The 22,235-nt window shown below is 62.2% G+C and carries 19 protein-coding genes; 12 read left to right on the top strand and 7 right to left on the bottom strand.

The genetic code is table 11. The features are described from left to right. The first annotated feature begins 16 nt into the window (after nucleotides 1-16). The 7 genes from BLR26_RS25090 (at nucleotide 17) to BLR26_RS25060 (ending at nucleotide 8,211) form a co-directional block, all read left to right on the top strand. A complete protein-coding gene (locus BLR26_RS25090) occupies nucleotides 17-1,411 on the top strand; it encodes an ATP-binding protein (protein ID WP_305367324.1) in 1,395 nt (464 codons plus the stop codon). Nucleotides 1,412-1,556: 145 nt separating this feature from the next. Continuing rightward, on the top strand, nucleotides 1,557-2,816 hold the full coding sequence (locus BLR26_RS25085; protein ID WP_093387067.1) for an ABC transporter substrate-binding protein: 1,260 nt from the start codon (nucleotides 1,557-1,559) through the stop codon (nucleotides 2,814-2,816). An 89-nt stretch (nucleotides 2,817-2,905) separates the two neighbouring features. Continuing rightward, nucleotides 2,906-3,814, top strand: a complete 909-nt coding sequence (locus BLR26_RS25080; protein ID WP_045196443.1) for a carbohydrate ABC transporter permease — start codon at nucleotides 2,906-2,908, stop codon at nucleotides 3,812-3,814. Continuing rightward, on the top strand, nucleotides 3,807-4,652 hold the full coding sequence (locus BLR26_RS25075) for a carbohydrate ABC transporter permease (protein ID WP_093387062.1): 846 nt from the start codon (nucleotides 3,807-3,809) through the stop codon (nucleotides 4,650-4,652). Before BLR26_RS25080 ends, BLR26_RS25075 begins: the two co-directional genes overlap by 8 nt. Nucleotides 4,653-4,657: 5 nt before the next feature. Beyond that, nucleotides 4,658-5,812, top strand: coding sequence for an ABC transporter ATP-binding protein (locus BLR26_RS25070; protein WP_093387058.1), 1,155 nt, complete (start codon nucleotides 4,658-4,660; stop codon nucleotides 5,810-5,812). Nucleotides 5,813-5,866: 54 nt separating this feature from the next. Next, on the top strand, nucleotides 5,867-7,213 hold the full coding sequence (locus BLR26_RS25065) for a carbohydrate porin (RefSeq protein ID WP_093387055.1): 1,347 nt from the start codon (nucleotides 5,867-5,869) through the stop codon (nucleotides 7,211-7,213). A 143-nt stretch (nucleotides 7,214-7,356) separates the two neighbouring features. Beyond that, entirely contained in the window at nucleotides 7,357-8,211 is an 855-nt protein-coding gene (locus tag BLR26_RS25060) for a D-hexose-6-phosphate mutarotase (protein ID WP_045196451.1), read from the top strand. Here the strand turns inward: BLR26_RS25060 and hexR are convergent. After that, nucleotides 8,204-9,064 carry a DNA-binding transcriptional regulator HexR gene (gene hexR, locus BLR26_RS25055; protein ID WP_176794343.1) on the bottom strand — a complete coding sequence of 287 codons (861 nt, stop codon included), beginning with the start codon at nucleotides 9,062-9,064 and terminating at the stop codon, nucleotides 8,204-8,206. The two genes, BLR26_RS25060 and hexR, sit on opposite strands and share 8 nt — an antisense overlap. Nucleotides 9,065-9,277: 213 nt before the next feature. Between hexR and zwf the strand changes: the two genes are divergently transcribed. The 5 genes from zwf to BLR26_RS25030 all read left to right on the top strand — a co-directional run bounded on the left by zwf (nucleotide 9,278) and on the right by BLR26_RS25030 (nucleotide 13,811). After that, nucleotides 9,278-10,747 (top strand): glucose-6-phosphate dehydrogenase, encoded by a 1,470-nt coding sequence (gene zwf / locus BLR26_RS25050; protein WP_093387051.1) that lies wholly within the window; start codon nucleotides 9,278-9,280, stop codon nucleotides 10,745-10,747. Then, nucleotides 10,734-11,447 (top strand): 6-phosphogluconolactonase, encoded by a 714-nt coding sequence (gene pgl / locus BLR26_RS25045; RefSeq protein ID WP_093387046.1) that lies wholly within the window; start codon nucleotides 10,734-10,736, stop codon nucleotides 11,445-11,447. The genes zwf and pgl overlap by 14 nt, the downstream gene beginning before the upstream one ends. A gap of 17 nt (nucleotides 11,448-11,464) precedes the next feature. After that, nucleotides 11,465-12,139, top strand: coding sequence for a bifunctional 4-hydroxy-2-oxoglutarate aldolase/2-dehydro-3-deoxy-phosphogluconate aldolase (locus BLR26_RS25040; protein ID WP_093387041.1), 675 nt, complete (start codon nucleotides 11,465-11,467; stop codon nucleotides 12,137-12,139). A gap of 173 nt (nucleotides 12,140-12,312) precedes the next feature. Beyond that, nucleotides 12,313-13,044 carry a monalysin family beta-barrel pore-forming toxin gene (locus BLR26_RS25035; protein ID WP_093387036.1) on the top strand — a complete coding sequence of 244 codons (732 nt, stop codon included), beginning with the start codon at nucleotides 12,313-12,315 and terminating at the stop codon, nucleotides 13,042-13,044. Between the two features lie 56 nt (nucleotides 13,045-13,100). Further along, the gene (locus BLR26_RS25030) at nucleotides 13,101-13,811 is read left to right on the top strand and encodes a monalysin family beta-barrel pore-forming toxin (protein ID WP_093387031.1); all 711 of its coding nucleotides are present in this window, start codon (nucleotides 13,101-13,103) and stop codon (nucleotides 13,809-13,811) included. 66 nt (nucleotides 13,812-13,877) lie between these two features. On the opposite strand, the gene BLR26_RS25025 is transcribed toward BLR26_RS25030, so the two are convergent. From BLR26_RS25025 to xseA, 6 genes are all read right to left on the bottom strand, one after another. Next, nucleotides 13,878-15,236 carry a coiled-coil domain-containing protein gene (locus BLR26_RS25025; protein WP_093387026.1) on the bottom strand — a complete coding sequence of 453 codons (1,359 nt, stop codon included), beginning with the start codon at nucleotides 15,234-15,236 and terminating at the stop codon, nucleotides 13,878-13,880. 4 nt (nucleotides 15,237-15,240) lie between these two features. Continuing rightward, entirely contained in the window at nucleotides 15,241-16,680 is a 1,440-nt protein-coding gene (locus BLR26_RS25020; RefSeq protein WP_093387021.1) for a DUF6384 family protein, read from the bottom strand. Further along, complete coding sequence (locus tag BLR26_RS25015) at nucleotides 16,680-17,819, bottom strand: hypothetical protein (RefSeq protein ID WP_045196463.1); 1,140 nt, start codon at nucleotides 17,817-17,819, stop codon at nucleotides 16,680-16,682. Before BLR26_RS25015 ends, BLR26_RS25020 begins: the two co-directional genes overlap by 1 nt. 158 nt (nucleotides 17,820-17,977) lie before the next feature. Beyond that, on the bottom strand, nucleotides 17,978-19,651 hold the full coding sequence (gene leuA / locus BLR26_RS25010; RefSeq protein ID WP_093387016.1) for a 2-isopropylmalate synthase: 1,674 nt from the start codon (nucleotides 19,649-19,651) through the stop codon (nucleotides 17,978-17,980). A gap of 311 nt (nucleotides 19,652-19,962) precedes the next feature. Beyond that, complete coding sequence (locus BLR26_RS25005) at nucleotides 19,963-20,787, bottom strand: M23 family metallopeptidase (protein WP_093387011.1); 825 nt, start codon at nucleotides 20,785-20,787, stop codon at nucleotides 19,963-19,965. 3 nt (nucleotides 20,788-20,790) lie between these two features. Next, nucleotides 20,791-22,170, bottom strand: coding sequence for an exodeoxyribonuclease VII large subunit (gene xseA, locus BLR26_RS25000; RefSeq protein WP_093387692.1), 1,380 nt, complete (start codon nucleotides 22,168-22,170; stop codon nucleotides 20,791-20,793). Between the last annotated feature and the right edge of the window lie 65 nt (nucleotides 22,171-22,235).

Genomic DNA, 22,235 nt, shown 5'->3' with positions numbered 1-22,235 from the left:
CTCGCTGCTGGGGCGCATGCTGCTGTTGACCTTGCTGGTAGTGCTGCTGGCGCAAGCGCTCTCGAGCCTGATCTGGTTGTCGCAACTGCGCGCCAGCCAGATGCAAGGCCTGGTTGCCAGCGCCCGTAGCCTGGCCCATTCGATGAGTGCCAGCGTCAGTTATTTTCGTTCGCTGCCGGTCGCGTACCGGCCGATGGTGCTCGACCAGTTGCGCAGCATGGGCGGCACCCGTTTCGTCGTGTCCCTCAACGATAAACCCCTGGACATGCAGGTACTGCCCGCCACGCCGCGCAAGGCCGCGGTGATCGATGCCGTCGGCGAGGTGCTGCACCAGCGCCTCGGCGCGCAGCTGGAAATTTCCATCCAGTTCGTCAGCCCGCAAGACCTGCGGATTTTCAACAGCGGCCTGAAACTCGATGAGCTGCCGCGTTCCTGGGCCCACTATGCGCTGACCCTGGAGCCGATCAACCCGCCGGTGCTGGTGACCCAGATCCACCTCGCCGAAGACGAATGGCTGTACATTGCCTCGCTGCTGCCCGAGCCCTATACCAGCCTCGAAGAGCAGGGTCTGCCCAGCCAGCAGCTGTGGTTCATCGTCCTCACCAGTTCGTTCCTGCTGCTGTTCATCGGCCTGCTGGTGCACTGGCAGAGTCGCCCGCTCAAGCGCCTGGCCCTGGCTGCGCGGGAGATGTCGCTGGGCGCTGATGTCGAGCCGGTAACCGAAGGTGGCGGCAGCGAAGTGGAGGAGGTGGGCCGCGCCTTCAACGCCATGCGCGAACGCATCAGCCGCTACCTGACCGAGCGCAGCCAGTTGTTCAGCGCCATCTCCCACGACCTGCGCACACCGATCACCCGTTTGCGCTTGCGGGTCGAGCTGCTCGATGACGAGCCGTTGCAGGCCAAGTTCGGCCGCGACCTCGATGAGCTGGAGATGCTGGTCAAGGGCGCGCTGCAGTGCGTGAAGGACACCGACATCCACGAGAACATCGAGCGAATCGACCTCAATCAGGTGCTCGAATGCCTGGTCGAGCCGTACCTGGGCAGTGGCCAGATCACCCTCGAAGGCCGGGCCCTGGCGCCGTATCCGGGCAAGCCGCTGGCGCTCAAACGCTGCATCGGCAACCTGATCGACAACGCCTTGAAGTACGGCGAGCGCGCCCACCTGCGCATCATCGACAGCGACAGCGGCTTCGTCCTGCAGGTCGATGACGAAGGCCCGGGCGTGCCCGAGCAGCGTCAGGAGCAGGTGTTCGAGCCGCACTTTCGCCTGGCCGGGCAGCAGCAGGGCTATGGCCTGGGCCTGGGTATTGCGCGCAACATCGCCCACAGCCACGGCGGCGAGGTGAGCCTGCGCAACCTGCGTGAAGGGGGCCTGCGGGTGACCTTGAGCCTGCCGCGCAGCAATGACTGACACCCTCATTCAGGCGAATGTCACCAACTGGTGACATTCGCGCATCCCTTCGTTACCTGCAGCCCCCGTGCCGCTGGTTAGACTCCGATGCAAGCGCAAGCACCACGACTTGCACCTGCATAACAACAAGAAAAGGTTTCTCTCGATGAATGCGATCAATCGCCTCGCCGCTGTCATTTCCCTCGCCTCCTTGTTGCCCCTCAGTGCAATTGCCGCCAACGGTACCGTTGAAGTCACTCACTGGTGGACTTCCGGTGGTGAAGCCGCAGCGGTGAAAACCCTCAAGGAACAAGTCGAGAAAGACGGCTTCACCTGGAAGGACAACGCCGTCGCCGGTGGCGGTGGCGCCGCGGCTATGACCGTATTGAAAAGCCGCGCCGTGGCCGGCAACCCGCCGGGCGCCGCCCAGATCAAGGGGCCGGACATCCAGGAATGGGGTGCGCTGGGCCTGCTCACAGAACTCGACGATGTCGCCAAGGCCAACAACTGGGATGCCCTGCTGCCGAAGAAAGTCGCGCAGATCATGCAGTACGACGGCCACTATGTGGCGGTGCCGGTGAACATTCACCGGGTCAACTGGCTGTGGATCAACCCGCAGGTGTTCGACAAGGCCGGGGCCAAGGTGCCGACTACCCTCGATGAGCTGTTCGTTGCCGCCGACAAGCTCAAGGCGGCCGGTTTCATCCCGCTGGCCCATGGCGGCCAGCCGTGGCAGGACAGCACGGTCTTCGAAGACCTGGTGCTGAGCATTCTCGGGCCCCAGGGTTATCACCAAGCCTTTGTCGAACTGGATGAAAGCACCCTGACCGGCGAGAAGATGGTCGAGGTATTCAAGACCCTGCAACGCCTGGGCACCTACATGGACCCCAACCGCGCCGGGCGTGACTGGAACATTGCCGCCGCCGAGGTCATCAACGGCAAGGCCGGCATGCAGATCATGGGCGACTGGGCCAAGAGCGAGTGGACCGCCGCCGGCAAGGTGGCGGGCAAGGACTACCAGTGCGTGGCCTTCCCCGGTACCCAGGGCAGCTTTGCCTACAACATCGACTCACTGGCGATGTTCAAGCTCAAGAACGAGGACGACATCAAGGCTCAGAACGACCTGGCCAAGGTCGCCCTGGAGCCGCAGTTCCAGACCGTGTTCAACCAGAACAAGGGCTCCCTGCCGGTACGCCAGGACATGGACATGAGCCAGTTCGACGCCTGTACGCAAAAGTCGGCGGTGGACTTCAAGGAAGCGGAAAAAGGCGACGGCCTGCAACCGAGCATGGCCCACAACATGGCGACTTCGCTGGCGGTGCAGGGGGCGATCTTCGATGTCGTCACCAACTTCTTCAACGACCCCAAAGCCGACCCGGCGACAGCGGTCAAGCAGCTGAGTTCGGCGATCAAGTCGGCCAAGTGATGGGCTGATGTGGGGGCGGCCTTTCGGGCCCTTCGCGGGGCAAGCCCGCTCCCACAATACCCGCGATTGCCTCCACACGAGATATCCTGATGAGCACTGTTGCCACACTCAACAAGGCCTCACCCCTGGACGCCCTGCAGCGCTGGTTACCGAAACTGGTGCTGGCGCCAAGCATGCTGATCGTCCTGGTGGGCTTTTACGGCTACATCCTCTGGACCTTCGTCCTGTCCTTCACCAACTCAAGCTTCATGCCCAGCTACAAATGGGTGGGCCTTGCGCAGTACGCACGGCTGATGGAGAACGACCGCTGGTGGGTGGCGAGCAAGAACCTGCTGCTGTTCGGCGGCATGTTCATCGCCATCAGCCTGGTGATCGGCGTGCTGCTGGCGGTGCTGCTCGACCAGCGCATCCGCCGCGAAGGCTTCATTCGCACCATTTACCTGTACCCCATGGCGCTGTCGATGATCGTCACCGGCACCGCCTGGAAGTGGCTGCTCAACCCCGGCCTGGGCCTGGACAAGATGCTTCGCGACTGGGGCTGGGAAGGCTTTCGCCTGGACTGGCTGGTGGACCCCGACCGGGTCGTCTACTGCCTGGTGATCGCCGCCGTGTGGCAGGCCTCGGGCTTTGTCATGGCGCTGTTCCTGGCCGGCCTGCGCGGCGTCGATCAGTCGATCATCCGCGCCGCGCAGGTCGATGGCGCCAGCCTGCCGAGCATCTACCTGCGTATCGTTTTACCGAGTTTGCGCCCGGTGTTTTTCAGCGCGCTGATGATCCTTGCGCACATCGCCATCAAGAGCTTCGACCTGGTCGCGGCGATGACCGCAGGCGGCCCGGGCTATGCCTCGGACCTGCCGGCGATGTTCATGTACTCCTTCACCTTCAGCCGCGGGCAGATGGGCATGGGCTCGGCCAGCGCGATCCTGATGCTCGGCGCGATCCTGTCGATCCTGGTGCCTTACCTGTATTCGGAACTGAGGAACAAGCGCCATGACTAGGTCCCTCGCTCCCCGCACGTTGAGCTTCAGCCGCCTGGCGATTTACTCGACCCTGATCCTGGCCTGCGCGCTGTACCTGATCCCGCTGGTCGTGATGCTGCTGACCAGCTTCAAGTCGCCGGAGGACATCCGTACCGGCAACCTGCTGAGCTGGCCCGAGGTAATCACCGGCATCGGCTGGATCAAGGCCTGGGACACGGTCGGCGGCTACTTCTGGAACTCGGTGAAGATCACCGTGCCGGCGGTGGTGATCTCGACCCTGCTCGGTGCGTTGAACGGTTACGTGCTGTCGATGTGGCGCTTCCGGGGCTCGCAGCTGTTCTTCGGATTGCTGTTGTTCGGCTGCTTCCTGCCGTTCCAGACCGTGCTGCTGCCGGCCTCGTTCACCCTCGGCAAGCTGGGCCTGGCCAGCACCACCAGCGGCCTGGTGCTGGTGCATATCGTCTACGGGCTGGCCTTTACCACGCTGTTTTTCCGCAACTACTACTGCAGCGTGCCGGAGGCGCTGGTGCGCGCGGCGCGGCTCGATGGCGCGGGGTTCTTCACCATCTTCGGGCGCATCCTGCTGCCGATGTCGGTGCCGATCATCATGGTCTGCCTGATCTGGCAGTTCACCCAGATCTGGAACGACTTTCTCTTCGGCGTGGTGTTCGCCAGTGGCGATGCGCAACCGATCACCGTGGCCCTGAACAACCTGGTCAACACCAGTACCGGGGTCAAGGAATACAACGTCGACATGGCGGCGGCGATGATCGCCGGGTTACCGACCCTGTTGGTCTATGTGCTGGCTGGCAAGTATTTCCTGCGCGGGCTCACGGCCGGCGCGGTCAAGGGGTAAACACAATGGCAACGCTTGAACTGCGCAACGTCAACAAGAGCTACGGCAGCGGCATGCCGGACACCCTGAAGAACATCGAGCTGTCGATCGACTCCGGCGAGTTCCTGATCCTGGTCGGGCCGTCCGGCTGCGGCAAGTCGACCCTGATGAACTGCATCGCCGGCCTTGAACAGATCAGCGGCGGGGCGATCCTGGTGGATGATGCCGACATCAGTGGCATGAGCCCCAAGGACCGCGACATCGCCATGGTGTTTCAGTCTTACGCGCTGTACCCGACCATGAACGTGCGCGACAACATCGCCTTCGGCCTGAAGATGCGCAAGATGCCCGCCGCCGCCATCGATGAAGAAGTGGCGCGGGTGGCTAAGCTGCTGCAGATCGAGCACCTGCTGACGCGCAAGCCTGGCCAGCTGTCCGGTGGCCAGCAGCAACGCGTGGCCATGGGCCGGGCGCTGGCGCGGCGGCCGAAGATCTACCTGTTCGACGAGCCGCTGTCCAACCTCGACGCCAAGCTGCGGGTGGAGATGCGCACCGAGATCAAGCTGATGCACCAGCGCCTGAAGACCACCACGGTGTACGTCACCCACGACCAGATCGAGGCCATGACCCTGGGCGACAAGGTGGCGGTGATGAAAGACGGGCTGATCCAGCAGTTCGGCACCCCACAGCAGATCTACAACGACCCGGCCAACCTGTTCGTCGCAAGCTTCATCGGCTCGCCACCGATGAATTTCATTCCCCTGCGCCTGCAGCGCAAGGACGGGCGCCTGCTGGCCCTGCTCGACAGTGGCCAGGCGCGTTGCGAGCTACCCTTGGGGTTCAATGTCGCGGGCCTGGAGGAGCGTGAAGTGATTCTCGGCATTCGTCCCGAACAGATCGCCCTCGCCCCGGCCCAGGCCAACGGCTTGCCGAGCATTCGTGCCGAAGTGCAGATCACCGAGCCCACCGGGCCGGACCTGCTGGTGTTCGTCACCCTCAACCAGACCAAAGTCTGCTGCCGCCTGGCCCCGGATGTGCCAACCCAGGTCGGCGACACCCTCAACCTGCAGTTCGACCCGGCGCGGGTGCTGCTGTTCGATGCCGCCACGGGTGAGCGCCTGGGTGTTGCCGCACCCGCGCAGACAAGTCAGGACAATGTCGCCCAATTCAAGGGCCGCTGAATTCGTTATAGAACGTAGAACCCCATCGAGAACAATAAAACGAGGAAACAAGGGATGGATCACTTCAAGCGTATCAAGCCGCTGGCGCCGCTGACCCTGCTGGCGGCCCTTGGCGTCAGTTGCGGGGCGCAGGCGGCCGGCGCCTTTGCCCCGGAGTCGAAATGGATGAGCGGCGACTGGGGCGGTACCCGCACCGAATTGCTGGAGAAGGGTTACGACTTCACCCTCGATTACGTCGGCGAGGTGGCCGGTAACCTCAATGGTGGCTACAACGACGACAAGACTGCCCGTTACAGCGACCAGTTCGCGCTCGGTGCGCATCTGGATCTGGAGAAGATCTTCGGCTGGCACGATGCCGAGTTCAAGCTGGCGATCACCGAGCGTAGCGGGCGCAACCTGTCCAACGACCGCATCAGCGACCCGCGCGCCGGCCAGTTCAGTTCGGTGCAGGAAGTCTGGGGCCGTGGCCAGACCTGGCGCCTGACGCAGATGTGGGTCAAACAGAAATATTTCGATGGCGCCCTGGATATCAAGGTCGGCCGTTTCGGTGAAGGCGAGGATTTCAACAGCTTCCCCTGCGACTTCCAGAACCTGGCGTTCTGCGGCTCGCAGGTGGGTAACTGGGTTGGCGGCATCTGGTACAACTGGCCGGTCAGCCAGTGGGCCATGCGGGTCAAGTACAACATCACCCCGGAGTTCTTCGCCCAGGTCGGCGTGTATGAGCAGAACCCCTCCAACCTTGAGACCGGCAATGGCTTCAAGCTCAGCGGCAGCGGCACCAAGGGCATGATCCTGCCGGTGGAGCTGGTCTGGTCGCCGCAGGTCAACGGCCTGCCGGGTGAGTACCGTCTGGGTTACTACTACAGCACGGCCAAGGCCGATGACGTCTATGAAGACCTCAATGGCCAGCCCCAGGCATTGACCGGCGCCGCCTTCAAGTCGCATTCGAGCAAGCATGGCTGGTGGGTGGTGGCCCAACAGCAGGTCACTACGCACAACGGTGATGCCAACCGCGGCCTGAGCCTGTTCGCCAACTTCACCGTGCACGACAAGGCCACCAACGTGGTCGACAACTATCAGCAGGTGGGCATGGTCTACAAGGGCGCCTTCGATGGCCGGCCCAAGGATGACATTGGCTTTGGCGTAGCGCGCATCCACGTCAACGATGACGTGCAGGACAGGGCAAAACTGCTCAACCAGCAGAGCGGTATCGCGGATTACAACGACGCCGATTTCGTGCCGATCCAGAAGACTGAGTACAACGCCGAACTGTACTACGGCTTCCACGTTACCAACTGGCTGACCGTGCGGCCGAACCTGCAGTACATCAAGAGCCCGGGCGGGGTGGATGAGGTGGATAACGCGCTGGTCGCCGGGTTGAAGATTCAGTCGTCGTTCTGAGGTGATATGTTGTAAATTTACGCATATTGCGACCGCTGTGCGGTCGATCGCTGGCAAGCCCGCTCCCACATGGATTGCGCAGAACCTGTGGGAGCGGGCTTGACCCGCGATGAGGCCCTCACTAACAACAAGAGTTCCCCGCCATGCCAGAGCACCCGCTACAACGCTTTTTCACCTCACAGAGGCCCAGGCCGACCTTTGAGTGGGAGCGTTACCAGCAGCGCGACGTGCTGATCATCGATCACCCGCAATGCCAGGCAGTATTCAGCCGTCAGGGCGCGCAGTTATTGCACTTCCAGCCCCAGGGCGAGCGCCCCTGGCTGTGGTGTGCGGCGCAGTGGCCGCAAGTCGGCGCCATCCGCGGCGGCGTGCCGGTGTGCTGGCCCTGGTACGGTCGCCATCCCAGCGAAGACATGTGGCCGGCCCACGGTTGGGCGCGCCTGCTCGACTGGAAGCTGATCGACAGCAGTGAAGACGCAGACGGCGTGACCCTCAAATGGCGCCTGCAGCTGTGCGACTGGCAGGTTGACCTGCTGGCCAAACTGGGCAAGCGCATGGAGCTGCAGCTCAGTACCGAACACCAGGACAGCCAGCCTTGTCAGTTGAGCCATGCTCTGCTGGCCTACTGGCGTATTAGTGACGTTTCCGAGATAGCGCTGTCTGGGCTAGAAAACATTGAGGGTTACGACCGTTTGAACCGTCAGGCCTGTCGGCAGAAGGGCGCCTTGAAGGTCCATGGCGGTTGCCAGCGGGTATTCCCCAATGCGGCGACCCTGCAGTTGCACGACCCAGCCTGGCAGCGCCAGTTGTGCATCGATACCGGTGACAGCGAGGACACCGTGGTCTGGCACCCCGGCAGCCGGCCGTTGATGGGCGTCAGTGGCAGCGAAACCCTGGGCTTCGTCTGTGTCGAGGCGGCCAGCGGCAGCAGTGACAGCCTGAGTCTGGCGCCGGGTGAGCAAGCACACCTGCGGCTGCAGGCGCACTTGCTCAGTTGAGTTCGTCGTCGATCGGGTAGCGGCTGGCGTTGAGACTTTCCTTGATCTTGCGCAGGTGCGGCTGGAAGTCGACGCCGCGGCGCAGGGTCATGCCGGTGGCCAGCACGTCGAGCACGGTCAGCTGGATGATCCGCGAAGTCATCGGCATATAGATGTCGGTGTCTTCGGGCAGCGGGATGTTCAGGCTCAGGCTGCTGGCCTTGGCCAGTGGCGAGTCGGCGGCGGTCAGGCCAAGTACCGAGGCGCCGTTTTCCCGGGCCAGGCGCGCGACTTCGACCAGCTCGCGGGTGCGTCCGGTGTAGGAGATGATCACGAACAGCTCGCCGGTGTGGGCCACCGAGGCCAGCATGCGTTGCATCAGCACATCGGCATGGGCTGACACTGCCAGGTTGAAACGGAAGAACTTGTGCTGGGCATCGAGTGCCACCGGCGCCGAGGCGCCAAGGCCGAAGAAGTGGATCTGCCGGGCCTGGATCAGCATGTCGACGGCGCGGCTGACCAGCTGTGGATCAAGTTGCTGGCAGGCACTGTCCAACGAGGCGATGGCGCTGCCGAAGATCTTTTGGGTGTAGGAGGCCGGATCATCATCGGCCTCTACCGCCCGGCTGACATAGGCGGCGCCACTGGCCAGGCTCTGCGCCAGTTGCAGCTTGAGCTCGGGGTAGCCGCTGACGCCGAACGAGCGGCAGAAGCGGTTGACCGTCGGCTCGCTGACCTTGGCGGCCTGGGCCAGGGCGGCAATGCTGAAGCGGGTGGCTTGCTGGGGGTTGAGCAGGATGACTTCGGCGACTTTGCGCTCAGCCTTGTTCAGCTCTTCGAGGCGGCCCTGGATCTGCTCCAGGAGGTTTCGCACGCGGTCCATGGGTGTTTTCCTTGGGTCGTTGAGACAGCCGGCTGGCGACAGCAGCGGGCTTTTGACACGGTGGCCTATCGTACTGATGGCATGGATGGCACACCACTTGAATCTGTCCATTGAGTAAAATGTTGTGGTTTTTACTACATTATTCCTTGAAAACTGCGATTGAAAACGGTATTTCTACGTCAACTTGATAAAAGAACCAACATCATGGCTTCGATCAGCGTTGAACCCTGCACCTTTGCCCTGTTTGGCGCCCTCGGCGACCTGGCCTTGCGTAAGCTGTTCCCGGCGCTCTACCAGCTCGACCGGGCCGGCCTGCTGCACGCCGATACCCGGGTGCTGGCCCTGGCTCGCGAGCCGGGCAGTGTCGCTGAGCACCTGGCGTCGATCGAGGCGCACCTGCAGGAGTTCGTGCCTGCCGGGCAGGTCGAGGGGCCGGTACTCCAGCGCTTTCTCGCCCGCCTTAGCTACCTGCACGTGGACTTTCTCAAAGCCGAGGACTACCAGGCGCTGGCTGAGCAGGTTGGCAGCGATAGCCAGCTGATTGCCTATTTCGCCACCCCGGCGGCGGTGTATGGCGGCATCTGCGAGAACCTCGATAAAGCCGGCCTCAGCGCCCGTACCCGGGTGGTGCTGGAAAAACCCATCGGCCATGACCTGGAGTCTTCACGGCGGGTCAACGACGCCGTGGCCCAGTACTTCCCGGAAAACCGCGTTTACCGCATCGACCATTACCTGGGCAAGGAGACGGTGCAGAACCTGATTGCCCTGCGTTTTGCCAACAGCCTGTTCGAAACCCAGTGGAACCAGAACTCGATCTCCCACGTGGAGATCACCGTTGCCGAAAAGGTCGGCATCGAAGGGCGCTGGGGCTATTTCGACAAGGCCGGGCAATTGCGCGACATGATCCAGAATCACCTGCTGCAGCTGCTTTGCCTGATTGCCATGGACCCGCCCAGTGACCTCTCTGCCGACAGCATCCGCGACGAGAAGGTCAAGGTGCTCAAAGCCCTGGCGCCGATCAAGGGCGAGGGCCTGAGCACCCAGGTGGTGCGTGGCCAGTACATTGCCGGCTACAGCGAAGGCAAGCCGGTGCCCGGCTACCTGGAAGAAGACAACGCCAACGCCCAGAGCGACACCGAAACCTTCGTCGCCCTGCGTGCCGATATCCGCAACTGGCGCTGGGCGGGGGTGCCCTTCTACTTGCGCACCGGCAAGCGCATGCCGCAAAAGCTGTCGCAGATCGTCATCCACTTCAAGGAAACCCCGCACTACATCTTCGCCCCGGAACAGCGTTTGCAGATCGGCAACAAGCTGATCATCCGCCTGCAGCCGGATGAAGGCATCTCGCTGCGGGTGATGACCAAGGAGCAGGGCCTGGACAAAGGCATGCAGCTGCGTAGCGGGCCCTTGCAGCTGAATTTTTCCGACACCTGGCGTAGCGCGCGGATCCCCGATGCCTACGAGCGGTTGTTGCTGGAAGTGATGCGCGGCAATCAGAACCTGTTTGTGCGCAAAGACGAAATCGAATACGCGTGGAAGTGGTGCGATCAGCTGATCGCCGGCTGGAAGCAGTCGGGCGACGCGCCCAAGCCCTATGCCGCCGGTTCCTGGGGGCCGATGAGCTCGATTGCACTGATTACCCGCGATGGGAGGTCCTGGTATGGCGATATCTGAACTGCAACTGCCGGCAAACGTCGCGGCACATGAATTCACTGCCCCTGCGCTGTTGGCCGAAGGCTTGGCCAAGGATGTGGCTGCTCGCCTGAATGCGACGATTGCCGACAAGGGCCAGGCTACCTTGGTCGTCTCCGGCGGCCGCAGCCCGGTGGCGTTCTTCGCCGCACTGCTCAAGCAGCCGCTGGACTGGTCGAAGGTACTGGTGACACTTGCCGATGAACGCTGGGTGCCAGTGGAGCATGCCGACAGCAATGCTGGCCTGCTCAAGCGCCACCTGTTGACCGGCCCTGCTGCCAAGGCGCATTTCCTCAATCTCTACAATGCTGCTGCGAACCTTGAAGCGGCCGCATTGGAAGCCGACCAGGCCCTGGCCGAGCTTGCGGGTATCGACGTATTGGTGCTGGGTATGGGCGACGATGGCCATACCGCCTCGCTGTTCCCCAACAGCCCGAACCTTGCCGAAGGTCTTGATCCGAACAGCGCCCGCCGTTGTCTGCCGATGCTGGCGCCGAGCGTGCCGCATCAACGCCTGAGCATGACCCGCGCGCTGCTGGCAAGCGCCGGTTTTACCGCCTTGTCGGTGCAAGGCCCGGGCAAACTCGCTACCCTGCGCGCCGCACTGACGGGCAGTGACCTGGCCGAGATGCCGATTCGTGCCTTCTTACAAGACCCTCTGGATATTTACTGGTGCCCATGAGCCAAGGATCCGCCGTTATGACCACGCATGAACTGAAACAGCCGGGAGCTTCCATGGCCGACAAGATTGCCCGGATCGATCAGATCTGCACCCAGGCGCGCATTCTGCCGGTGATCACCATCGCCCGCGAAGAAGACATCCTGCCCCTGGCCGACGCCCTGGCGGCCGGTGGTATCAAGACCCTGGAAGTGACCCTGCGCTCCTCCCATGGCCTCAAGGCCATCCAGGTCCTGCGCGAGCAGCGCCCGGAGTTGTGCATCGGTGCCGGCACAGTCCTGGACCGCACCATGTTTGCCGCCGTGCAAGCGGCCGGCGCGCAGTTCGTGGTCACCCCGGGCATCACCCAGGATTTGCTCGAGGCCGGCGTCGACAGCGACATCCCGCTGCTGCCAGGTATCAGCACGCCGTCGGAAATCATGATGGGCTACGCCCTCGGCTACCGGCGTTTCAAGCTGTTCCCGGCCGAAATCAGCGGCGGCGTGGCAGCGATCAAAGCCTATGGCGGCCCGTTCGGCGACGTGCGCTTCTGCCCCACCGGCGGGGTCAACCTGGGTAATGTGAAACAGTACATGGCCCTGGCCAATGTGATGTGCGTGGGTGGTACCTGGATGCTCGACAGCAGCTGGATCAACAACCGCGACTGGGCCCGTATTCAAGCCTGCAGCGCCGAGGCCCTGGCACTGCTGGACTGAAACCGAATTCGTTGTGTGCTACACGGCTTTGAGGTGCGCTTGGTCGGCGCACCTTTTTTTTTGCCGGTGATTTTTCGATGTTGCTGGCGTTGTAGGGAAGGGCGTCCGGCTGTCGTGATTGTCGACCGCGCCGTACGGTTAAGAGGCTACACGACTTTTAACTGAGGTGCGTTATGCAAGAAGAAGTACATGAAGCCATCGGCTTCCCGCTCAAGAGCGGGTCGTACGAAATTGAACGCTATCTGATTGGCGATCGAAATTTCAATCGAGGCTGCTGGGTGAGCGGGCAGTCAATCTACGGCGAAGTCAGCTTCAAAGGGCGTAAATGGCCGACCATCAGCCGGCCGGTTTTTGCCTATCTGAACTATGTTGATACGCGAGTGATACAGGCTACTGGCGATCAGAACATAGAAGTCAGCGCTGCTCAGGGGCATCACCTTTGGTTCTTCAAGGGCACGGCAAAAGACTGTTCTGTGGCGCCGGCGATTGATCAAGTCAATGCGTTTTCCAATCTTCAAACCGGGATGGATTCCGAGCAGGCCTGGGCACCTGCACGGCCGCAAAAACAATCGTTACTCGTCCCGGGTAGTGCGACCTACTTGGTTTATCAGGTAGCACTGGTCTATGCCCATCGCGTATTCGCTGCTGCTGACACTATCGGTGGCCTGTTCAGCTCCAATCATGCGTGCGTTGTGAGCACGGGTGGGAAAAACGACTTGATACTGCTTTCTTCGGTGGCAACCAGTCGGCTTTGTGCTCGCGAGCAGGTCCACGAGCCGGACCAGCCTCTATCCAGAGATGACCTATTCAAATTGATACTGCTCGACAAGTACTCCGCGGCTGTCAATGCCGGCGCCTGGAGTTTTGATATGGACGCCATTGACGATCCGCGAAAACGCTACTGAGCGTCAAGTGTGCTCGGACATTGCAGACACTACCCGTTACGACAAGGAATGCACCTATGACTCAGCAACCAGAAATACGCAACTTGCCCTTTAAAGAAGGCGCCTACGAAATTGATCGTTATTTATTTGCAAAAGGCGCACCCAGTTATGGCTGCTGGGTGAATGGCCTGACGGTGGAAGGTAATGTCAGTTACCTGGGGTCCACGTGGGTAGTTTTAACACGTCCTATCTTTGCTTATATGGATTACCTCAAGGCGCTGTCGAACCTAATCGATAAAGATCAGATCGTCAAAGAGACAATCAACCAGGGGTTGAGCAAAAGTTATGCGACCGCAGTCTCGAAAACCTATGGCGCCGGGGTAAAGCTGGGGGCGATCAAGTTGGGGGCTGAGATCACTGAGTCCAGCGTCTATGGTGAGACATTCTCAGAGTCCAGTTCTGTCGAGTGTTCATTGACTCTTCCCGCTCATTCGACGAACTACATGTATCAAGTCAATATGGTGTATGCACACAAGATGCTGGCTGGCGGTAAACTTAAACAGGCTGCGGACAATAATCTCGTCGATCTGGTCGTTGACGAGTTTCATCGCGTGACACGCGAGGACCTGATCTTTCTCACCTCGTTTGCCACCCAGAAAATTGTCCTGTTGCCCGACGACACTTCGATCAACCCCTACAGTTGGGAGCAGATCAAAAGGTCGGTTCTGTTTGAAGGCTACCAGCACTATAACGAAGAGCAGGGTGAAATCGGTTTCTGGGGCTTCTGACTACCTCAAAGATTGATGGCCAGCATGCCGGTCACGCCTGAAATACGGGCAAGACCGGCATAGCATTTAGAAGCTGTCGCTGGTGCTGAAGCTGCCACCACCGCTGCTGCTGGAGGTGGAGAAGTCACTGGCGCTTGAGCTCGAACTCGAACTCGAACTGCTGGAGCCGGAGCTCGACCAACTGAATGACGAAGAGCTGCTCGACGAAGAACTGCGCGGCACCAGGCGCCGACCACTTTGCAGCACGGTTTCCAGGGCGTGCAGGCTGAGGTCGCGGGTCATGTAATCGGTCAGCAGGCGCTCGATGCTCAAGGTCGTGTTGTAGGTGTAGTCGCTGTCCCGGTAATAGTCGGTGCGCAGCGCCCGCTCCAGTTCCTTGGCTCGCTCATAATTGTGCAGGGCGCGGTCATGCTGCTCGCGCAGCTTCGGCAAACGGTCCTGGACGTCACGCAGGCGCGGGTACAGTTCCTTGAGCTGGGCGGCGATCTTGTCGTCGTTGCTGTCCGGGGTCTTCTGTACTTCGACCAGCAGTTGCTCGATGGTTTGCGCCTGCAGGCGCTCGGTGATGTTCTGGCGGATGCGCAGGTAATGCGGGTCCTGCTTGCCGGCAAAATTGGCCAGTTTCAGGTGCTGCTCGTTGGCCCGGGCCTTGGCGGCGGCGATGTGCTTGTTCAGGGTGACGTCTTCGCGGCTCAGCGGGTCCATGCCAGCGGCTGTGCGCGCCAGGGCCAGGTGCTGGTCGACTGCCTCCTGCAACCCGGCTATCAGGCTCAGGCGCTCACCTTGCAGCTCTTCGTTGCGGGTCTGCATGGCCCGCAGGATCAGCTCGTTGTTGCGGTTGCCGACAAAGTTGACGCGCTTGGCCAGCGTGTTGTCGAGCCAGCGGTGCAGAAAATTGTAGCGGTACTGCTCAGCGCCGTAGTCGCGCTTGAGCAGGTGGTAGTAGATCGGGTTGGCGCTGTACGAAGGCAGCTTGTCGACGCACTCCTGGCGGATTTCCTGGTAGCCGGTATTGGCTTCAGTGTTGGCCTCTTGCGCGGCCAGCAACTGCTCGCCCAGCTCACACCAGGCAGGTTCGAGCGCCAGTTGCTGCTTGACCTGGCGGTCGATGCTTTCAATCTGGCTGCGCACCGCGTGCTGGGCGGCCAGCGACTCGGCGATATCGGTTTCGAGCCGGGCAAGTTCGGCGCGCAGTTGCGCTTCGGCGTCCTGGCGGGCTTGCAGTTGTTGCAGGGTGTCCTGATCGAGGGCCGGGCGATGTTCAAGCTTGAGCGTGGCGATGTTACTTAGACGGGTGAGGATGTCCTGCTCCAGGCGCGCTTCCTGGTCGCTCAGGGCCGACAGCAGTTGCTCGGCGCTGCGCAGCAAGGCCTCGCAACTGCGAGCGTTCTGCGCCACGTTGCCGGTGAGGGTAGAAGGGGTCATGTGTTCACCAGTCCATGATCATGTCAGGGTTGCCCGTGGTGCGCTGGTTGAAGCGCAGGGTCAGCGAGTTGGCAGCCTTGCTGCCCATCATGCGGTTATCGACATGGCCATCGTCGAGCTTGTCCGCTTTGACCTTGAGGTATTCGGCCTGGCTGACGCGCACGGCGAACAAACGAGTCCAGCGCTGCTTGCCGGTTTCGGCGCTGGTAACCGGCACCTCGACGCTGATGCCACCTGCGTCGGTAGCCTCGACCACCAGGAACCAGCTCTTGCCCTTGTCGGTGTCTTCGCCGCGGTTGCAGCCGGCGGGGTCGTAGCAACGTTCGACCCCGGACTTGATCCCGGTGCGGTCGACGATCTGCACAGTCAATGGCACGGCGGCAAAGTCGAGCATCTGCTTGAGGTGCTCGAGCTGATAACGGGCCTGGGGGACGTTCTGCTCATGCAGGGCATTGTTGGCTTGTGCCAGCAGCGCTTGCAGTTGCGCGCGGTCACCGGCGGCCAGCGGCATCGCTTGCAGGCGCTGCTGCAACTGATCGCGCAGGGTGCTCTGTTCGAGCCAGTAGGCGATGCGCTCGATCTCAAGATCCAGTTTGGCCACTTGCTGGCTGGCCGCTTTGAGCGTATCGCCATCGTTAACCTGCAGCAGTTGCCGGTCAGCCGATTCGGCAAGCGCCTTGAGCGTGGGGAACGGCTTCAGGCCTTCGAGGTAGGCTGGCATCGCCAGCAGCCTGGCGAGGTTATCGCGCTGCGGGTAGATACCCTCTACCGTGGTAAAGGCTGCGCGGGCCGAGGAAACGGCCTTGCGGGCCTGCTCGATCTGCGCCTCGTGCATCGTGACCAGGTTTTTGACATTGTCGCGGTTGGTCTTGTTGACGAACTGCGGCACATCGCTGGCAAAACTCTGGTCCAGCGGCGGCAAGGTTTGCCGGACCTGATCGAGGATGCGGCTGACAGCGGCATCGGGCTGGGCCTGCGCCTTTTGCTGCCACTGCCTGAGCTGCTCGTGCTTGAGCTGGATGTCAGCGCGCACGTCTTCATCATGGCGGCGCAGGTCGCGGGCGCTGTTTTCGATTTCGACGGTAATGCCGCTGTCGTGGGCAATGCGCGTGCACTGGGTGATCAGTGCCGCGGCGATGATCGCCAGGACCACCTTGAACAGTTGGCTGCGCGCCATCGACGCCTTGCTCAGCAGCTTTTGCCGCCAGCTCAGCGGTGGTGCCTCGAACATCAGGCGGCGGGCGAAGAAGTCACGCACGCCTTGTTCGATCAAGGCCTCATCGAAAGCGATGTTGTGGCTTTGGTAATAGGTCCGGATGCGCGCCGCAACTTCCGCGCGGCGCTTGGGCAGGTCCAGGTGTTCCTGGACCTGCATCTGCTGGTGGCGCAATTCGTCGACGAACGCCATCGCTCCGAGCTGTTCGGAGAGTGGAATACTGCTCATCAGGCCGCCTTGCTGAGCAGTGCGGCGAACTTACGCTTGGAGTCCTCGACCGCAGCGGCGATGTCGCGCGATGCGTTGCTCGACTCGGCCCGGTAGGTTTCGGTCAGGCTGTGCATGTCGTTCTGGAACGACAGCGTGGCATCGGCCAGGGCGCGAACCGAATCGACCTTGATGGTCGAGCCGTAGCTGGCCTTGACCGCAGCTTCAAGTTGCTGGTTGCCGGTAGTGCCCAGGGCTTCGAGGCCCTTGCTGATGCCATCGGTGGTGGCATTGAGGGTATGAGTGGCTTCGGCCAGGCCGCTGTTGGCGGTGAACGAGACCGCAAGGCCGGTGAGTACCACCTCGTTGGTCGAGAAGAACGAGACCATGCGTTGGTACTGGCGCTCCTTGATCACGTGCACCTGGTTGATGCGGGCGAAGACCATCTCGGCGGTGTTGTAGCCGACCTTGAGGTCGTCGGCGATGTCCTTGACGATCTGGTAGCGCTTGTCTTCATCCTGCAGGGCGCGCACGGCTTCATCGCGGCGCAGCTCAAGGGCGGAGCGCTGGGCAGGCTCGGCCGACTCGGCTGCGGCGACTTGCTGGTTGGCTTCGTTAAGCTCGACCGTGCGCTGCTCCAGGGCCTGGCCGGCAATCGCCAGCACTTGCTGGGCCTCGACCTCGGCGGCTTTCATGGCCATGCGAAAATCCAGGTAGGACTCGAGGATCACCGTCTCGCGGCTGATCTGGTCGTTGGCCGACTTGCACACTTGCAGGTAGTTGTCGCGAATGTCGTTGAAGCGGCTGGGGATCGAGCCACGGCGTACATTCATCCACGCCAGCTTGAGTTTTTCCATGCTGTCCAGGCGCCCGTCGTCCATCCAGCCGGCCATGGCGGCGGCGTCTTCGCGGATCGAGGTAAAACTCTGGGTGATGTCCATGAAGCGGGTGGAAATGTCCATGCCCTCGATCTGCTCGCGGACCATGCTGTTGAAGGCGGTGGCTTGCTGCAGCACGGCGGCGATCGAGGTGACCTTGCTGCTGTCGTATTGCGCCACACGGTCGAGCAGTACCAGTACCGGAGCGTCCTGGACCGGACGAACGAGGTTGATGCCGATGGTGCGCAGGCCGCTCAGTGCCCGCTCGAGGTAGTTGCTCATCGAGTGTCCTTTCATGATGTGCGCGCAGCGCAAGGTAAAGCGAGGAGGGGAGTATACCGGGGGTTGCCGGCAAGCTGACCGACGATTTTTATTGCACGCAAACGAAAGTGCCCGCCTCCGGAGGGAGGCGGGCACTCGGTTGCAGCTCAGTTCAGGGCTCAGGCCGCCTTGGCTGCCTGCTGGCTCAGCGAACGGTTCAGTGCACTGAACAGCGCCTTGAAGCTCGCGGTGGTGATGTTTTCATCGATACCCACGCCGTGCACCGGACGACCACCGGCCACGCGCAGTTCGATGTAGGCCGCGGCCTTGGCGTTGGTGCCGGCGCCGATGGCGTGCTCGTTGTAGTCCATGATCTCGACGGCGACCGGCAAGCCGGCCACCAGGGCTTCAAGGGCGCCGTTGCCCTTGCCGCGCCAGTGCAGGGTGGTTTCGCCTTCACCGGCAACTTCCACTTCCACCGCGCTGTGGCCGTTCTCTTCCTGCAGGCGATGGCTGACCAGCGCGTACGGCGCGTTGGCCTGCAGGTACTCGCGGTGCAACAGCGAGTGGATCTGCTGGGCGGTCATCTCCAGGCCCAGGCGGTCGGTTTCACCCTGAACCACCTGGCTGAACTCGATCTGCATGCGCCGTGGCAGGCTGATGCCGTATTCCTGTTCGAGCAGGTAGGTGATACCGCCTTTGCCCGACTGGCTGTTGACGCGAATTACTGCCTCGTAGCTGCGGCCGATGTCGGCCGGGTCGATCGGCAGGTACGGCACTTCCCACTTGGCATCGTCTTTCTGCTGGGTGAAGCCTTTGCGGATGGCGTCCTGGTGCGAGCCGGAGAATGCGGTGTGAACCAGGTCGCCGACATACGGATGACGCGGGTGCACCGGAATCTGGTTGCACTCCTCGACCACCTTGCGCACGCCGTCGATGTCGGAGAAATCCAGCTCGGGGTCGATGCCCTGGGTGTAGAGGTTCAATGCCAGGGTCACCAGGTCGACGTTGCCGGTACGCTCGCCGTTACCGAACAGGCAGCCCTCGACACGGTCGGCGCCGGCCATCAGGCCCAGCTCGGTGGCGGCCACGCCAGTACCACGGTCGTTGTGGGTGTGCAGGCTGATGATCACGCTGTCACGACGGTTGACGTTGCGGCCGAACCACTCGATCTGGTCGGCATAGATGTTCGGCGTCGAGACTTCGACGGTGGCCGGCAGGTTGAGGATGATCTTGTGTTCAGGCGTTGGGTTCCACACCTCGATCACTGCATCGCAGACTTCCTTGGCGAACTCGAGCTCGGTGGCGCTGAAGGTCTCCGGCGAGTACTGGAAGGTCCACTGGGTTTGTGGCTGCTGGGCGGCATATTTGACGAACAGCTTGGCCGCGTTCACGGCGATGTCCTTGACGCCTTGCTTGTCCTGGTTGAAGACGATGCGGCGGAACGACGGGCTGGTGGCGTTGTACAGGTGGACGATGGCCTTTTTCGCCCCGCGCAGCGATTCGAAGGTGCGCGCGATCAGGTCTTCACGGGCCTGGGTCAGCACCTGGATGGTGGTGTCGTCCGGGATGTGGCCATCTTCGATCAGGGTGCGAACGAAGTCGAAGTCGGTTTGCGAAGCGGACGGGAACGAGGCCTCGATTTCTTTTACGCCAACGCTGACCAGGGTCTTCCAGAAGCGCAGTTTCTTCGCCGCATCCATGGGCTCGATCAACGACTGGTTGCCATCGCGCAGGTCCGAGCTGCACCAGATCGGCGCCTGGGTGATGGTCTTCGAAGGCCAGGTGCGGTCCGCCAGGTTGACGGTCGCAAAGGCGCTGTATTTTTTCGAAGGGTCTTTGAGCATGGTCATGAAAGCAATCCTTGAATGTGCGGCCTTGAAAGGGGCCCGCCGAACGAAAACGAGATGAAAAGGCGAGGCGACGCGATTCAGCTTGGTAGTCGTGCACTGACCAGGCAGAGGCTGCGGTGTTGACGAAGCAGGATGAGGGTCTGAAAGGTTTTCATGGCTTCAACCCTAACCAGTGGGGTTAAAGATGGCAAGCCTTGCGAGAAAATTGAGAGAAATGCTTAAAAAACCAGTTTTGTCGAGATTTTATGGCGATTTACAAATAAAAAGACCGCGCCAGTTGCGCGGTCTTTTTGAATGGCGCAAGCCAGGCCTCAGGGCTGGAAGGCGCCGATGAAGATCGCCGGATCGACCCGCGCATCATTGAGGCTGACGTTCCAGTGCATATGCGGGCCGGTGGCGCGGCCGGTCGCGCCGACGCGGCCAACCACGGCGCCGCGGCTCAGTTGCTGGCCGGGTTTCACGTCGATCTTCGACATATGGCAGAACATGCTGATAAAGCCCTGGCCGTGGTCGACAAACACCGTGTTGCCGTTGAAGAAGTAATTGCCGATGAGGATTACCTTGCCGTTGGCCGGGGTCTTGATCGGCGTGCCGGCGGGTACGGCGAAATCCAGGCCGGCGTGCGGGTTGCGTTCTTCGCCATTGAAGAAGCGGCGCACGCCGAACTTGCTCGACAGCGGGCCGTTGACCGGCTTGTCGAGGATCAGGTTGCTCGGCAGGGTGGGGCTGAAGCTGCGGTAGGCCTTGATCTGCTCGGCCAGCTCGGCGTCGATGCGCTTGAGGTCGGCAGGGTCGGGGTTGACCTGGCGTTTGTTCTTCAAGGTGATGCGCTGTTCCGGGTACTTCTTGCTGCCCACGTTGAAGCTAAGGGTACGGCTGCCCTGGGTGAGCTGCGCGGTGCCGGGCTTTTGCGTCAGTGGCAGGCCGACGATAGCCAGCCAGGTGTCCTGTTCCCTGACCACCAGCACTGGCTTGCCATCAAAGCGCGCGCTGGGTGGCGTGGCGGCCGGGCCCAGGTCGACGACGGCGACGCCGCCGGGTACCGGCTTGTTCAGTTGGCGGGTGATGTAGCTGGCCTGGGCGCTGCTGGCGAACACCAGGCACAGCAGCAACAGCGGGGCAAATAGACGCGGCATGGTTCAGTCCAGTAAAGAGAGCGTGACCGGGGTCAGGTGGTTGTCTTCGACCCGCACCTGCAACTCGCCCTCGCCCAGGCGGGCGGTCAGGCGCTGGCCGTTGTGGGTCTGGGCGGCGTTGCGGATGGCCTGGCCGCGCTCGTCGAGCAAGATACTGTAGCCACGGCCCAGGGTCGCCAGCGGGCTGACCACGTGCAGGGTCTGGACCTGCGCCTGCAGACGCTGGCGACGGTCCTTGAGGGTCTCGCGCATGGCGCGCGGCAGGCGTTCGGCGAGGCTGTCCAGGCGCTGCTTGAGCAGGGTCAGGGTGCGCCCGGGATGTTGCGCGGCCAGGCGCGTGTCCAGGCGGGCGAGGCGCTCGCGGCGCTGGTTCAGGCGCTGCTCGAAGGCGCGGCGCAGGCGCATGTCCAGGTCGTCGAGGCGCTGGGCCTGCTGGCGCAGGCGCTCGCCCGGGTGGCGCAGGCGCCGGGTCAGGCTGTCCAGGCGCAGGCGGTCGTGCATCAAACGGCTCTGGATGCGTAGCAGCAGGCGGCGCTTGAGGCTGTCGATGCGCCGTTGCAGGTCGCTGCTGTCCGGGGCCAGCAGTTCGGCGGCGGCAGACGGCGTCGGGGCGCGCACGTCAGCGACGAAGTCACTGATCGAGACGTCGGTTTCATGGCCGACGGCGCTGACGATCGGCGTCTGGCAGGCGGCGATGGCGCGGGCCACGGCTTCTTCGTTGAAGCACCAGAGGTCTTCCAGCGAGCCGCCACCGCGGGCCAGGATCAGCGCGTCGAAGCCGCGACTGTCGGCCAGTTGCAGGGCGCGGACAATCTGGTTGATGGCTTCGCGGCCTTGCACGGCAGTGGGGATCAGGGTCAGCTCGACCTGCGGCGCACGGCGGCGGAACACGCTGATGATGTCGCGGATCACCGCGCCGGTGGGCGAGCTGACGATGCCAATGCGCTGCGGGTGAGCGGGCAGGGCGCGTTTGTTTTCGGCACTGAACAGGCCTTCGGCGCCGAGCTTTTCCTTCAGCGCTTCGAAGGCCAGGCGCAGGGCGCCGTCACCGGCCGGCTCGACAGTATCGAGGATCAGTTGATAGTCGCCACGGCCTTCGAACAGCGAGACCTTGCCGCGCACCTTGACCGCCAGACCATCGCGCAGGGCCTGGCGCACCCGCGCGGCGTTCTGGCGGAACAATGCGCAGCGCACCTGGGCACCGCTGTCCTTGAGGGTGAAGTAGACATGACCGGAGGCCGGGCGGGCGAGGTTGGAGATCTCGCCTTCGACCCAGATATTGCGGAACACGTCTTCCAGCAGCACCCGGGCGCGGCCGTTGAGTTGGCTGACGGTCAGGACTTCGCGGTCCAGGCCGAGTCTTTCGAAGGGGTCTTTGATCATGGGCTGCATCATAAAGGAATGTTGCACAGGTGTCGGCATGTAGGAGCGGGCTTGCCCCGCGATGC

This window comes from Pseudomonas sp. UC 17F4, assembly GCF_900101695.1.
In the GTDB taxonomy this organism is placed as follows: domain Bacteria; phylum Pseudomonadota; class Gammaproteobacteria; order Pseudomonadales; family Pseudomonadaceae; genus Aquipseudomonas.
The sequence above is the reverse complement of the archived record's forward strand: the minus strand, read 5'-3'. Positions and strand labels throughout refer to the sequence as shown.

What these genes read in the sequence shown, in the direction of transcription:
- BLR26_RS25090 (WP_305367324.1), top strand. Translation starts at nt 17, where the DNA reads ATGCTGCTGTTGACCTTGCTGGTAGTGCTGCTGGCGCAAGCGCTCTCG.
- BLR26_RS25085 (WP_093387067.1), top strand. Translation starts at nt 1,557, where the DNA reads ATGAATGCGATCAATCGCCTCGCCGCTGTCATTTCCCTCGCCTCCTTG.
- BLR26_RS25080 (WP_045196443.1), top strand. Translation starts at nt 2,906, where the DNA reads ATGAGCACTGTTGCCACACTCAACAAGGCCTCACCCCTGGACGCCCTG.
- BLR26_RS25075 (WP_093387062.1), top strand. Translation starts at nt 3,807, where the DNA reads ATGACTAGGTCCCTCGCTCCCCGCACGTTGAGCTTCAGCCGCCTGGCG.
- BLR26_RS25070 (WP_093387058.1), top strand. Translation starts at nt 4,658, where the DNA reads ATGGCAACGCTTGAACTGCGCAACGTCAACAAGAGCTACGGCAGCGGC.
- BLR26_RS25065 (WP_093387055.1), top strand. Translation starts at nt 5,867, where the DNA reads ATGGATCACTTCAAGCGTATCAAGCCGCTGGCGCCGCTGACCCTGCTG.
- BLR26_RS25060 (WP_045196451.1), top strand. Translation starts at nt 7,357, where the DNA reads ATGCCAGAGCACCCGCTACAACGCTTTTTCACCTCACAGAGGCCCAGG.
- zwf (WP_093387051.1), top strand. Translation starts at nt 9,278, where the DNA reads ATGGCTTCGATCAGCGTTGAACCCTGCACCTTTGCCCTGTTTGGCGCC.
- pgl (WP_093387046.1), top strand. Translation starts at nt 10,734, where the DNA reads ATGGCGATATCTGAACTGCAACTGCCGGCAAACGTCGCGGCACATGAA.
- BLR26_RS25040 (WP_093387041.1), top strand. Translation starts at nt 11,465, where the DNA reads ATGACCACGCATGAACTGAAACAGCCGGGAGCTTCCATGGCCGACAAG.
- BLR26_RS25035 (WP_093387036.1), top strand. Translation starts at nt 12,313, where the DNA reads ATGCAAGAAGAAGTACATGAAGCCATCGGCTTCCCGCTCAAGAGCGGG.
- BLR26_RS25030 (WP_093387031.1), top strand. Translation starts at nt 13,101, where the DNA reads ATGACTCAGCAACCAGAAATACGCAACTTGCCCTTTAAAGAAGGCGCC.
- BLR26_RS25025 (WP_093387026.1), bottom strand. Translation starts at nt 15,236, where the DNA reads ATGACCCCTTCTACCCTCACCGGCAACGTGGCGCAGAACGCTCGCAGT.
- BLR26_RS25020 (WP_093387021.1), bottom strand. Translation starts at nt 16,680, where the DNA reads ATGAGCAGTATTCCACTCTCCGAACAGCTCGGAGCGATGGCGTTCGTC.
- BLR26_RS25015 (WP_045196463.1), bottom strand. Translation starts at nt 17,819, where the DNA reads ATGAGCAACTACCTCGAGCGGGCACTGAGCGGCCTGCGCACCATCGGC.
- leuA (WP_093387016.1), bottom strand. Translation starts at nt 19,651, where the DNA reads ATGACCATGCTCAAAGACCCTTCGAAAAAATACAGCGCCTTTGCGACC.
- BLR26_RS25005 (WP_093387011.1), bottom strand. Translation starts at nt 20,787, where the DNA reads ATGCCGCGTCTATTTGCCCCGCTGTTGCTGCTGTGCCTGGTGTTCGCC.
- xseA (WP_093387692.1), bottom strand. Translation starts at nt 22,170, where the DNA reads ATGATCAAAGACCCCTTCGAAAGACTCGGCCTGGACCGCGAAGTCCTG.